This is a genomic window from Abyssibacter sp. (assembly GCF_964229365.1).
GTDB lineage: Bacteria > Pseudomonadota > Gammaproteobacteria > Nevskiales > OUC007 > Abyssibacter.
On record NZ_CAXRDQ010000027.1, the window covers coordinates 1 to 13,507 of the forward strand.

At 61.6% G+C, this 13,507-nt stretch carries 12 protein-coding genes; 11 read left to right on the top strand and 1 reads right to left on the bottom strand.

Annotated features, from left to right (window positions below; all coding sequences use genetic code 11):
* The 11 genes from ACE1EY_RS03995 to ACE1EY_RS04045 form a co-directional block, all read left to right on the top strand.
* The coding region (locus ACE1EY_RS03995) for an efflux RND transporter permease subunit (protein ID WP_370299542.1) at positions 1–603 on the top strand (603 nt) is incomplete at its 5' end.
* Positions 600–3,683, top strand: a complete 3,084-nt coding sequence (locus ACE1EY_RS04000) for an efflux RND transporter permease subunit (RefSeq protein WP_291513658.1) — start codon at positions 600–602, stop codon at positions 3,681–3,683. The genes ACE1EY_RS03995 and ACE1EY_RS04000, both read left to right, overlap by 4 nt.
* A gap of 220 nt (positions 3,684–3,903) precedes the next feature.
* Positions 3,904–4,995: a sulfotransferase gene (locus ACE1EY_RS04005; protein WP_370299543.1), complete on the top strand. Its 1,092-nt coding sequence runs from the start codon at positions 3,904–3,906 to the stop codon at positions 4,993–4,995.
* Between the two features lie 208 nt (positions 4,996–5,203).
* Positions 5,204–5,455, top strand: a complete 252-nt coding sequence (locus tag ACE1EY_RS04010) for a phosphopantetheine-binding protein (RefSeq protein WP_291513656.1) — start codon at positions 5,204–5,206, stop codon at positions 5,453–5,455.
* Position 5,456: 1 nt separating this feature from the next.
* Positions 5,457–6,686 carry a beta-ketoacyl-ACP synthase II gene (fabF, locus tag ACE1EY_RS04015; RefSeq protein WP_370299544.1) on the top strand — a complete coding sequence of 410 codons (1,230 nt, stop codon included), beginning with the start codon at positions 5,457–5,459 and terminating at the stop codon, positions 6,684–6,686.
* A 71-nt stretch (positions 6,687–6,757) separates the two neighbouring features.
* Positions 6,758–7,906, top strand: coding sequence for a StlD/DarB family beta-ketosynthase (locus ACE1EY_RS04020; RefSeq protein ID WP_370299545.1), 1,149 nt, complete (start codon positions 6,758–6,760; stop codon positions 7,904–7,906).
* Positions 7,907–7,972: 66 nt separating this feature from the next.
* Positions 7,973–9,007, top strand: coding sequence for a methyltransferase (locus ACE1EY_RS04025; RefSeq protein ID WP_370299546.1), 1,035 nt, complete (start codon positions 7,973–7,975; stop codon positions 9,005–9,007).
* Between the two features lie 21 nt (positions 9,008–9,028).
* Positions 9,029–9,976, top strand: a complete 948-nt coding sequence (locus tag ACE1EY_RS04030; protein WP_370299547.1) for a hypothetical protein — start codon at positions 9,029–9,031, stop codon at positions 9,974–9,976.
* Between the two features lie 130 nt (positions 9,977–10,106).
* Positions 10,107–10,934, top strand: a complete 828-nt coding sequence (locus ACE1EY_RS04035) for a metal-dependent hydrolase (RefSeq protein WP_370299548.1) — start codon at positions 10,107–10,109, stop codon at positions 10,932–10,934.
* Positions 10,935–11,031: 97 nt separating this feature from the next.
* The gene (locus tag ACE1EY_RS04040) at positions 11,032–11,295 is read left to right on the top strand and encodes a hypothetical protein (protein WP_370299549.1); all 264 of its coding nucleotides are present in this window, start codon (positions 11,032–11,034) and stop codon (positions 11,293–11,295) included.
* A gap of 60 nt (positions 11,296–11,355) precedes the next feature.
* Positions 11,356–12,522 (top strand): phytanoyl-CoA dioxygenase family protein, encoded by a 1,167-nt coding sequence (locus ACE1EY_RS04045; RefSeq protein WP_370299550.1) that lies wholly within the window; start codon positions 11,356–11,358, stop codon positions 12,520–12,522.
* Positions 12,523–12,534: 12 nt separating this feature from the next.
* On the opposite strand, the gene ACE1EY_RS04050 is transcribed toward ACE1EY_RS04045, so the two are convergent.
* The coding region (locus ACE1EY_RS04050) for a cupin-like domain-containing protein (protein ID WP_370299551.1) at positions 12,535–13,507 on the bottom strand (973 nt) is incomplete at its 5' end.

Here is a 13,507-nt window from a genome sequence, read left to right on the forward strand (position 1 = left end):
CTGCGCCGCATCCACATCCCACGCGGCGTCGGCACCAACGTGGGCGGCCAGAGCGAGGAGATGGAAGTCAGCTTCCGGTCGCTGCAACTGGCGCTGGGCCTGGCGATCTTTCTGGTCTACCTGGTCATGGCCTCACAGTTCGAGTCGCTGATCCACCCCTTCGTCATCCTGTTCTCCGTCCCGCTAGCGGCCATCGGCGCCTTCACCGCGCTGTTCATCACCGGCACGCAGATTAATGTCGTGGCGTTGATCGGCTTGATCGTGCTGGCCGGCATCGTGGTCAACAATGCGATCGTGTTGATCGATTTGATCAACCGCCTGCGCGACGAGGGCCTGCGCGTCGTGGACGCGATTCGCGAGGCCGGACAGGCCCGGCTGCGCCCCATCCTGATGACCACGCTGACCACCGCGCTGGGATTGCTGCCGTTGGCCTTGAGCGGTGATGATGGCGCCGAGGTGCGCGCACCGCTGGCGATCACGGTAATCGGAGGCCTGATGGTATCGACACTGTTGACGCTGGTCGTGATCCCGGTGGTCTACTCGCTGGTCACACGCGATCCCGCGCCGACCAAACCGGCCCAGTCCACGGAGTCAGCCGCGTGAGTCTGACCGAGCTGTCACTGAAGCGACCGGTCACGGTCACCATGGTCTTCGTGTGCCTGGCGGTCATCGGCATCATGTCGTCTCGGCTGCTGCCGCTGGAATACCTGCCCGAGATGGAGTTTCCGGGCATCTGGGTGGAGCTGCCCTATCGCAACTCCACGCCCGAGGAGGTCGAACGGCGCATCGTCCGCCCGGTCGAGGAGGCGCTGTCGACGCTCTCCGGCGTCAAACGCCTGTACTCCGAATCCCGCGAAGACGGCGGCGGCGTGTTCGTGCAGTTCGACTGGGGCGCCGATCTGCGCATCAAGGGTGTCGAGGCGCGAGACAAGATCGATGCAATTCGCGACACGCTGCCGGATGAATTGCAGCGTATCCGATTCCAGAAGTTCAACGCCGCGGACCAGCCAATACTCGTGTTGCGGGTCTCGGCCAACCGCGATCTCGCGGATGCCTACGACATGCTCAACCGCAATCTGCGAAGGCGTGTGGAACGCATCCAGGGTGTCTCGCGTGTCGAGTTGTACGGTGTCTGGGCCAAGGAAGTGCGCATCGAGTTGTCCGCCGACCGGGTGGCCACGCATCAGGTCGACCTGCGCCAGGTTGCCGAGCGTCTGCGCGCCGCAAACTTCGAGTTCGCCGCAGGTGAGATCACCGACCGCAATCACCGCTTCACGGTCAAACCGGATGCCCGGTTCGAATCCATCGCCGAGATCGAACGCCTGGTGGTCGGCGAGCGCGGCCTGCGCCTGGGTGATATCGCTGACGTGCGCCACACCGATCCGGTGCGCACCCGCGGTCGGCACCTCGATGGCAAGTACGCCATCGGTCTGAACATCTTCAAGGAGAACGGCGCCAACCTGGTTGAGGTCGCCGATGCCGTAATCGCCGAGATCGATGTCATCAGCGAACTGCCGGAGATGCAAGGCGTGACGCTGTTCGCAATGGATAACCAGGCCGACGGGGTCAAGGATTCGCTGAACGAGTTGCTGATGTCCGGGCTGATCGGCGCCCTGCTCTCGCTGCTGGTGCTGTACGCGTTTCTGCGTGACTGGCCAATGACGCTAATCGTTGCGCTGTCCGTACCATTCTCGATCCTGATCACGCTGGGCTCGATGTACTTCCTCGGCTTTTCGCTGAACATCCTGTCGATGATGGGGCTGATGCTGTCCATCGGAATGCTCGTGGACAACGCCGTTGTAGTCACGGAAAGTATTTTCACCAGCCGACGCGAACATCCTAACGACCCGACACGCGCCACCATCGCCGGCGTCGATTCCGTCGCGCTCGCCGTCACGGCCGGTACGCTGACCACGGCCATCGTCTTTCTGCCAAACATCTTCGGCAAGAAGGACGAGATCACGATGTTCATGGGCCATGTGGCGATCACCATCTGCATTTCGCTCGCGGCCTCATTGGCGATCGCCCGCACGCTGATCCCGCAGCTTGCCTCGCGCATTCAGGGTCGCGTATCCGAGGGCGGCCGCGTGATGCAGGCCATCTTGCGCCGCTACCCGCGGATGATTGCGTGGACGCTGCGGCATCGCTGGGTCGCCGTGGTCGGCGCCCTGTTGGTCGTCGCCAGCGTGGCGCCACTGTTCATGACCGGGCTGGTCAAGATGGAAATGTTTCCGCGCAACGATACGGAGCGCCTGTTCCTGCCTTATCACCTCAATGAGGTCTACGCGCTGGACAAGGTCGAGGACGCCGTGAACACGGTCGAGGCCTACCTGTTTGCACACAAGGACGAGTTCGAATTCGACAGCGTATACAGCTACTACGACCTGGGCCGCGCCGAATCGACCATCATCCTCAAGGAGGGCGAGCAGCGCACGAAATCCATCGAGCAGCTCAAGGACGCCATCATGGCGGAGCTACCGAAGATCGCCATCGGCAACCCGACATTCAATGAGCAACGCAGCGGCGGCGAGCAGCTGTCGCTCTTCATTACCGGCGAGTCCACAGAACGGCTGAACGAGGTGGCCGAGCAGGTTGCCCGGCTCATGGAGGGGGTGACCGGCGTGCGCGATGCCCGCGTGGAAGCCGATGCGTCCAGCTGGGAGGTTCGCGTACGCGTGGACCGGGATCGCGCTCGCAAGGTAGGCCTGACCAGCCAGCAAGTCGCAGAAAGCGTGGCGACGGCGATCCGTGGCGTGGAGCTGCGCCCCTATCGCTCGGAAACGGGGGAGATTGACCTGCTGCTGCAGTTCCGCCGCGCGGACCGGCTGAATCTGGACCAGCTAAGCCAGCTCCCGATCCGCAGCGGCACCGGTGAATCGGTGATCCTCGGCAATATCGCGGAACTGACCATCGGCGATGTTCCGGCGACGATACGGCGCCAGAATCGGCGAACCGGGCTTCGGGTCAACCTATTCACCGAGGACGATGCCACCGCCGAAGAGTTGCGCGATGGCATCAAGGGCATCATGGACCAGTACCGTATGCCTGCGGGCTACGGATGGAACTTGGGTCGCGCCTTTGACCAGCAAGACGAGAACATGGGCTCCATGGCGCTCAACCTGTTGCTGGCGCTGGCGCTCATCTACCTCGTGATGGCGGCCATGTTCGAATCCATCCTGGCACCGTTTGCCATCATCACCGGCATCCTGTTCTCGTTCATCGGCGTGTTCTGGTTCTTCGCCCTCACCGGCACGACCTTCCAGTTCATGGGCATGATCGGCATGCTGATTCTGATGGGCGTGGTGGTGAACAACGGCATCGTACTGATCGACCATATTCGTAATCTGCGACTTGCCGGCCTGCCCCGCGAACAGGCGATCGCGACCGGTGCCCGCGACCGCCTGCGGCCAATCCTGATGACCGTGGGCACCACCGTGCTGGGGCTGATCCCGCTGGGCGTGGGCACCGCTTCGGTGGGCGGCGACGGCCCGCCCTACTTCCCGATGGCTCGGGCCATTATTGGCGGGCTCACGTTCTCCACCGTGGTCAGCCTGCTGCTTCTGCCGGCGATCTACAGCCTGCTGGACGACTTCGGACTTTGGTTACGCCGGCTTTGGCGAGGTGCCCAGGGCGAACCTGTGACCGGGTTTGCACTACGAGCACGCACGGACTCCAGCGACTAGAAAGGCTAAAAACTCAATCAGAATAGACTGTTGTGACGGCTATGCGCCCCGCAACAAGCCAAACACTGCCCCACCGTTGCGCAGATAACGGCAGGGGGTGACACCCAACCTGCTACGCTTCGCAGGCGATCTTCACCGGTCGCCTGTGAGCAGGCCCGGCATACTCCGTGCATCTGCTTCGCCGAAACGGAATCCACCCCCCAGGCAACGGAGCGGTACATTGGCGGAGTACGCTAACTGGCTATCCAGAGTGCTGCTCGCGCAGCAGTTCGCGAATCAGCATCTCGTTTCACTCGACGTACCGCCCTGGCGTACCGCGGCCATCCGAATGGTCAGCCGGGCGCTACGCCCCAGTATCGACGACATCGAAATCAAGGCGCCGATCTTCATCGTCGGCACCCCGCGCTGCGGCTCGACGATGATGCAGGAAATCCTCTCCTGCCATGAACGCGTCGCCTATGTCACCCATGCCATGGATAGCGCACGCGACCCGCGCACGTTCTACGCAACGGAATTGCTGCGAAAACGGCTGAAACTGGACGTCGAAGGCGAGCGGTATCTGAAGGACAGCATCATCGTGAACGCCGGCACCCCGGCCGAGGCGATGCGGTTCTGGGCAGAGGCGCTCAAACTCGATCCGTTCGCCCTGACCTGGCCGGACCAGACCCTGGATGACTTCACTCCAGAAGACATCGAGCACATCTATTTCTATATCAAGCACGTGATCAATTGCTTTCGCGATCGCGGCGGCGACCGGTTCCTGAACAAATCGCCTGCGCTGCTGACGGTGGTCCCGCTGGTTGCCGAGCTCTTCCCCGACGCGCGTTTCATCTACCTCGTCCGGGATGGCCGTCAGGTCGCGAATTCACTGATCAAGCTCTACCGCAGGCAGCGCGAGCAGGACATCAAGGTCAACCACCCGATGTTCAAGGACCAGCCGTTCATCCCCTACCCACGCGTCAACGGCCTGGAACAGGCTATTGAGACGTGGGGGGCCGAGGATCTGCGCACCACGTCCCACATCTGGAACGAGTCCATTGACTACATGGACCGAATCAAGTCATCGATTCCGCATCTGATGGAAGTGCGATACGAAGATGTGCTGGCTGAGCCCCAGGCGGTCGTCGGCCAGATTCTCGAGTTCTGCGAGCTGGGCGAGCCCGAACAGCCGGGTGCAAAGGCCGCATTTGACGCGCGAATGGCAAAAGTGGGACGGGTGTCTCACGTCAACCAGTATTCCGGCTTCGAGATCGTCGAATCCATCGCAGGTGAGAACCTGAAGCGGTACGGATATTGCGACAGCTCAAGCTGAAAACCTTGCGTCGTCGGCGACATGGATGTTTGTACGCTGAATGGACCTGACCGGATGTCAACGGTTACCCCCCGGTCCCGAGAGCGATGGGCAAAGCCCATCTTGCTGTCATCGGTTGTCACGAGCACCCATGCCGCCTGCGGCTCACCGTTCGGCGCGGCGGTTCACGCCCGTCGAGTAGTCACGAAGACCTAGGGAGTCTCCTAACATGACCACGATTGCTGACCAAGTTCGGGAAATTATCGCCAGCGAATTGAAGATCGACGCGGCAGGTGTGACCTCCGGTTCGACACTGGAAGACTGGGGTGCGGATTCGCTGGACTTCCTCGAAGCCATCTTCGCGATCGAAACCCACTTCGACATCAGCTTTCCGGATGACGAGGAATCGCGCGCCGTATCCGATTTCGACTCGCTGGTGCGTATTGTCGAAGGCGAAGTCAACGCCAAGATCGCCGCCTGACGTGAAAGTTGTCGTCACCGGGCTGGGCGTCGTTTCCAGCGCGGGCATCGGCAAGGCGTCATTCTGGGATTCGATCTGCGAGGGCCGCTCTGGAGTCAAGACTCTGGAGGGCGTCGATACCTCTCGGTTGAAAACCAAGATCGCCGGCCAGGTCGCGGACTTCGATCCGTCCGCGCTGAGCTATAGCGCTGCCCGCAATGTGGACCGATTCACCCAGCTGGCTCTCAAGGCCTGCGAAGAAGCCGTCGAGGAATCCGGTGTCACCGGTGATCCCTCCCGCATGGGCGTCATCCTGGGTACCGGGGTTGGCGGTATTGGAACGATCGACAATCAGCAGTACGCGCTGCACACGCACGCCCGCGGTCCGCAAACCCTGCATCCATTGACGGTGCCCAAGGCAATGTTCAATGCCGCGGCCGGTCATATCGCCATTCACTACGGCGTTCGAGGCCCGAACTTCACCGTCTCCACGGCGTGCAGCTCCGGCGCCAGCGCGATCGGCGAGGCCGTGCGCCTGATCCGGCACGGCTACGCGGATGCGATCATCGCTGGCGGCACCGAGGCACCCTTGAGCTACGGCATGTTCGCGGCCTGGAATGCCATGCGCGTGATGTCCGTGCGCAACGGCGAACCTGGCGCAGCGGTGCGCCCGTTTTCCAAGGACCGAGATGGTCTCGTCCTGTCGGAGGGCGCCGCCATTGTCGTGCTCGAACGAGAGGACCTCGCCCGCAAGCGCGGTGCACCGATTTATGCCGAGGTCACCGGCTACGGGTGCAGCAATGACGGGTTCCATGCGACTCGCCCCAGTGTTGACGGGCAGGTTGCAGCCATCAAGGACGCCCTGTGCGACGCGCAGATGTCACCGGACGACATCGACTACATCAATGCCCACGGCACGGCGACAACGGCCAACGATGTCACCGAAACCGAGGCCGTGAAGCAGGTGTTGGGCGATCGCGCGGCGAGGGTACCGATGAGTTCCATCAAAAGCAGGCTCGGCCATGCATTGGGAGCCTCCGGTGCAATCGAGTTCGTCAGTTCCTGTCTGTCGCTGCGCGATGGCATCGTGCCCCCCACGATCAACCTGCACTCGGCGGATCCCGACTGCGATCTGGACTATGTGCCTAATGAAGCGCGACAGATGCCGTTGAACGCGGTCATGTCCAACACGTTCGCATTCGGGGGCTGCAACGTGATTCTCACGCTGCGCAAGCCGGGCACCTCTCACTGATGCGCTGCTAATCGGGAGAGCGGCGCCTCATCCCTCGTCAACTCCATGCATCCAAGTAAAGGTTGGACGAAGTGAAAACTGTCTACATCACCGAGATGGCATCGTTTCTGCCAAACGAGCCCGTCACCAATGATCAGATCGAAGTGGTTCTGGGAGAAATCCCCAACCAGCCGAAACGCGTCAAGTTGTTTGTGCTGCAGAACAATGGCATCAAACAGCGCTATTACGCCGTCAACCAGGAAACTGGAGAACGCACGCACACCAACGCCCAGCTGGTCGGCGAAGCCGTGCGATCGCTGGTGGGCAAGGTCGGACTGGGTGTCGATGACATCCAAGGGCTCGCCTGCGGCAGCTCATCGCCCGATCAGCTCATTCCGTCGCACGCAAACATGGTCGCCGGCGAACTGGAACTGCAGCCCGCCGAGGTGATGTCCGCCGCCGGGGTCTGCTGCTCGGGCATGTCCGCGCTGAATTACGCCTACATGAACCTGTCGATGGGCATTCGCGACAACTTTGTGGTTTCCGGCTCCGAACGCGCCTCACCGTTCATGCAAGGCCATTCGTACACCATGGTCACCGACTCGGACGCCAACCAGACCGAAGCCGCGCCAATGGTCAGCTTCGAGAAGGAGTTCCTGCGCTGGATGCTGTCTGATGGCGCCGGCACGGCGCTGGTCGAAACCGCCCCGCGCGAGGACCGCCTGTCGCTGCGTATCGATAATCTGGAAGTCATGTCCTGGGCAGGCCAGAAACCGACCTGCATGTACAACGGCATGGTCAAGGACAAGGACGGCGAGTTCCAGTTCTGGTCCGACGAGGAGGACATGCGCAACGTCCTGTCCAAGGGCTACCTGCTGCTCCAGCAGGATGTGCGAGTGCTCGACAAGAACATCATTGAAGTGGCGGTAGCTGGCTGCAAGATGATGAAGGACAACTGGGGTCTGGATTTCGACAGTGTCGACTACTTCCTCCCCCACCTGTCGTCGATGTACTTCAAAAAGCGGCTTGGCGAGCACATGGCGGAAGCCGGCTACGGGATTCCGGAGGAAAAGTGGTTCACGAACCTGCCGGAGACCGGGAATATTGGTTCTGCCTCAATTTTTGTGATCCTGGAAACTCTGCTGCATTCGGGCCGCCTGAAAAAAGGCGACCGGATACTCTGCGCCGTTCCCGAAAGCGCCCGCTTCTCGATGGCGGCGATGTTGTTAACCGTGGTGTAGCAGGGGCGCCCCCGCAACCCAAGATTCCGGCGCGACGCGCCGCTACCGCGAGCCCAAGGAGGGTGCGTGAACGCGATTATTGGCCTATTGAAATGGCTGAACGTCGTGCCGGTACCACTGCTGGATATCCAGCTGCCGATCGTCCGTGCAAGGGCGATCATCGAGGCAAACCGGCTAGGCGTTTTCAAACTGCTGGCAGAGCATGATGCTGAAGGCGGGCTTGGAGCTGCCGAGGTCGCCGACAAACTCGGCTTGTCGTCCGAAGGCACCGCTCTGTTGCTCCGAGCGCTCAAGAGCAGCGGCTATCTCAAGCACCGTAACGGCAAGTATTTAAACGGCCGCTGGGCACGTAAATGGATCGTCCACCCCGATCGCGGGCTCAGCGAGATGCTCAAGTTGCAAAGCGTGACCTATGAGCGTCTGCAATCGCTGGGTGACAACGTGGTCTCCGGCCGGCCGTCGCTGGATTTCCATTCCAAGTTCGAAAAAGCCGGCACCGAAGGGCAGGAAACCTACACCCGAGGAATGCAGCAAGCCGCGCGGATGTTCATCCCGGCCGTGCTCAAGAGTGCCGATATCCCGGCCGATGCGAAGGCGATGATCGACATCGGCGGTGCCCACGGCGAATACGCTCGTCAGTTCGTCGCGCACTACCCCGACCTGCATGCCACGGTCTTCGATCTCGGCGGTCCGATCAACACGGCGAAAAAGCTTGCCGAGGAGCAAGGCCGCACTGAACGGCTCAGCTTCGTCGCCGGCAACGCCTTCCAGGACGATCTGGGTGAAAACTGGGACGTGATCCTGCTCGCGAACTTCATCCACCTCTTCAGCCCCGAGCAGACACTGGTGCTGTTCGAAAAATGCCTGAAGGCGCTGGCGCCAACCGGCGTACTGCTGATTGTCGATCAGTTCTCCGGTAGCGAAGGCGGCATCAAGGCGCAGCTGTTCGACGTGATATCGCTCAACTTCTTCAATGTCGGCGGTCGCGCTTACACCCTCAGCGAAGTCCACGATCTGCTGGCCAAGGCCCGCTTCACGACCGTAGCCGACCGCCGATTCCCGCCCAGCGTACCGGGTGGCCTAATTCAGGCCTCGCGCTGAGCCGGCGCACCAGGAGCCATCATGCCGCCCTCCGATGACGCATCGCCGCCCTCTCCGCCCAAACGGGTGCTGGAGATTCATTTTTCGCAAACTGGCCAGCTCACACGGGTTATGGACCATCTGGTCCAGCCGCTGGTCGACCACCCCAGCGTTACCGTAGAGCGTCAATGCATCGAGATGGTGCAGCCCTACCCGTTCCCTTGGCCGTTTTTCCGCTTCTTCGACGAGTTTCCGGAAACAGTCGCGTTCGTCACCCCCGATATCAAGGCGATCGATGCCGCTGGCCCTTACGATCTGATCATTCTGGGGTACACGCCGTGGTACTTGAGCCCTGCGCCGCCGGTCGTGGCCTTTCTGCAATCGGAGCGCGCGGCCGCCCTGTTCCGCGATACCCCGGTCGTCACCGTAACCGCCTGCCGCAATATGTGGCTGATGGCCCAGTACCGGCTTAACAAGCTGATTCGGGGCCTGGGCGGACGGCTGCTGGACCGGATCGTGCTCGCCGATCAGGGCGGCACCGCGGCAACCTTCATCACGACCCCGCGCTGGATGTTCACCGGCAAAAAAGACCGCTACCTCGGGCTGTTCCCGCGAGCGGGCGTCGCCGAACCCGAAATCGAGGGCGCCGACACCTTCGGCAGACGGATCAGCCAGTGGCTGGAGTCGGAGACGAACACCGGTGACACCACGCGACCGATCGCGAACCCCGACCCCAACCCACCAAATCCGATGCTGCTGCTCGGCGAATTCATGGGCCTGCGCAGCTTTATGATCTGGGGCGCGCTGATTCGACTCTGCGGCCGTCAGGGCCGCTGGACAAGGGTGCCGATCGTGCTGTTCTACGCACTGTTTTTGGCCTGCGCGGTCGTGGTGGTGCTCCCGATCACGATGGTCTCGCTGCTGCTCCTACGGCTTGTCCCAGCGTTCCGGCGCTTCCATAACAAGTTGGTCGACCGCGTCGTCTCGTGACCCGTTGGTCACCCGGCGCAATTCTTGCCCGTGGTTCAGGTAGCCGCGCACCTGTGTTGAACAGGTCTTCGCGGCCACGTGGCGCCACGCTATCCTTTCCGCCCGCTCGCACGTCCAGGAGGTCGTCCCGATGACCGAATCCACCATCGAACGTCGCAACCTACGTCTGGCCTTTGACGCTGAACGACCTCGGCACTGGCACAGCGGCAACGCGCGGATATCGCGGTTCTACGATGCGTTGTCGATGTCCTTCCCGCCTGGGGAGAAGTCCTTTATCGAATCGGTACGCGATTTCGCCGACGGTATCGAGGACGAGGACCTGCAAAAGGACATCCAGGGATTCATCCGCCAGGAAGCGGATCACACGCGAGAACACGCACGCTACAACGCCACGCTCAAGGCGCAGGGCGTGGACGTCGATTTTCATACCAGCCTGACCGCCAAACCGGTCGAGTTGACGCGGCGCTACCTGTCGCCCAAGCGCAACCTCGCCCGGACCGTAGGCATGGAACACATCACCGCGATTCTCAGCGATCTCGCGCTGAGCGACCCGCGTGTGCTGAAAAATGCCGATGAACAGGTCCGCCGCATCTGGAATTGGCACGCCATCGAGGAGATCGAGCACAAGGGCGTCGCCTTCGATGTCTTTGAACAGGCGGTCCCGAACAAATTGGAACGCTACTTCCTGCGCACCACGGTCATGCTCTGGTCGACCCTGGGGTACTCAGTGGGCATGACCACATCGCTCACCTTGTTGCTGTGGCATGACCGCAAGTTGTTCGACCCCCGCGACTGGTGGCAGGCGTTCCAGTTCTTCTGGGTTCGTCCTGCGGTGATTCCACGAGCCTTCGGTCGCTGGCTGGCGTATTTCCGGCCGGGGTTTCACCCGTGGCAGCACGACAACCGCGAGCTGGCGAAAACCTATGCAGCGGAGCTTGATCGCGCGGAAAACGCCTGACCGGTCGTCGCCTTAACCGGCACAGGTGCGCTTCGGGTACGCTCTTTGCGAGTTCCAACTCGGTTCTGAGCACCCACCCTGGGGAGGTAGCATGCCCATGTCCGAAGCATTGCTCTGGCGGGATTTTCCTCTTGCGCTCGTGATGAGTGCACTGCAGGCAGCCGTTCTCGCGCTGGTTATCAGCGCCCTGCTCTGTGCCCCGCTGACCGGGCTCGCCGGACTGGGCTACGTCAACGGACTGCTCTGGGGAGCGGTGCCCCTGTTCTTCCTCCTGGGTCCAGCGCTGCTCGTTGCCGCGCTGAAACCGGCTGCGGACTCCAAGCCACTGCTCGTCATGACCGCAGGCATGAACCAGCAATAAGCGATATCGAATCGTGGGGTCGCGGGCGCGCATGCACCCGTGCCATCAAGGGAGAAAGTGATGGGTATAGCAGCACGCCGTGCCACGATCATGCAGCGGCAGCGTTCGAACGTTCGCGATTGGGTCCGGAACAACAACACCGCCAGACGGGTTGCCACAACCTTGCTGATGCTGGGCATCGCACTGATCAAGGCGGTCCCGCCACTACGCCGGATGGTGCCCACTCAGGTCAGGCTGTTCGCCCAGTCCTGGGACTGGGAAATGCTCCGCTCGGCGATCACATCGTTCGGCTCCCGCATCTACATCGACCAGCCCTGTGTGATGCCCGATCCGCCCACCTGGCAACCCCTGGCGGAGGTGGATGAACAATGGCGACTGTCTGAAGACCAGATCCGCAGCTTCTACGAAAACGGCTTTCTCGGTCCGCTGACACTCTGTTCCCGCGAAGAGATGATCAGCTTGCGAGAGCAGGTCTGGGCCGAGATCGAACAGCCGTCTAAGACCTACGGGTTCGTCACCGGACGCGACCGTCATCTGGACTGCCCGGCCGTCTGGGACCTGATCAAGCGCCCGGAATGGACCGAGCGGCTTGCACAGCTTTTGGGGCCGAACCTGCAGCTGTGGCGTTCGCAGCTGTTTCTGAAGGAGCCGGGTGCGCCCGAGGTGACCTGGCACCAGGCCAGCACCTACCTCTCCGAAGAGGGCTACAAGGCGACCTTGTGGCCGACTGACCGTAACGAATTGTTTCAGCTCACCACCTGGATCGCCTTCGACGACGTCGACTACGACAACGGCAACATGCAATTCGTCAAGGGCTCCCACCGCCGCATCAACACCGCACACATTGGCGCCAAGGACGGCGGCGGCTTTGCGCGCACCCGCTTCAAGCTCGAAGCGGATATCACCGACGACAAGGTCGTCAACATGCCCATGCAAGCCGGCCAGTTCGTGATCTTCAGCGAGCGCTGCATCCACGGCTCACCGCCAAATGCCTCAACCGATCGTCGCCGCTGGGGCATGGCATTTCGCACGATCAAGCCATCGGTCAAGGTCTACGACACCGAACTACGCCACCATGTCATGTATCTGCGCGAGGAGTACTCGCTGGAAAACTGGGGCGCCGTGGTGTTGCGAGGCGAGGATGATGCCGGTGTCAATCGGCTGACCCAACCACCATCCGCCGGCGCTGCCTCCTCGGCCGAACCGCCGCTTCAAGCGGCGGTATGACCAGGATGGCAATCAGGTCGTGGTAGGCTCCGACGCCGCCGCAACCTCCGGACCCTGTCCGCCGGCAAAGCGCCATTGCTCTGGCCACTGGTGGAAATCCATGTAGTCCCTGGCTGCTCCGGTCTTGCCGAAATCGATGTAGTCATCGTGCGAATTCACCAGCCCACGGGTGTTCTCGTCGATGATTACCGGCTCGCCGGGCGCGCTCAGCATCCCCTGGAGCCGCAGTCGCCAGATCGCCGGTGACAGCAACTGGCAGAGGTCGAAAAATGTGTTCGTGCGATGCACTGGCCCGACTGACGTCCAGCGGGTGGCCACGCCAATGGAACGGTCCGTCACGTTATTGATCGCATGCCACTGCCATGGCGGGTTCAGCAGGATGTCGCCGGGCTCCAGAACGGCCTCATAGCGAGGGCAATAGCGCTGTAACGGTGCGTGCTGCTCCAGATAGTCCGGTGTGTATTCCTGGCGCACGAATGACGCGCAGAACAGGAAGAAGCGATTCAGCGCCGGGTACATCAGCCACAGGTAATCAGGATGGACGAAGGTCCATTTCTTCTTGCCGTACACCTGAAAGAACAGGTTGGTGTTGCTGGCCGAATGTGCCTCGGTACCGGTCGTTGGATGTACGCCGAGAAACAGCTGTGCACCGAGGAACATGGTCCGCCGTCCGCCCATATGCTGCGTGTAGGACAGGCAGTCCAGGTCGTCGAACAGCTCCGGATTGTAGGAGAAGATGCTCGCACTGTTGTGGATGTAGAGCTTGTGATCCGTGCCTTCGCTGGCAACGACATCGGCGAACGTGCCGACCGAATGCTCATTGCTTTGCTGCTCGATAATATTGACCTTGAAGTCGCCGTAGTGACCGGCGAAATACTCCGGCGTCCACCGTTGGCAGGCCGAGGAATCTGCGGCACCGCCCTTGATAATCACCGGCGTTCCAGTGCGCACGTAGCGCTTCCAGAACTCACGCGGCTCCAGCTCT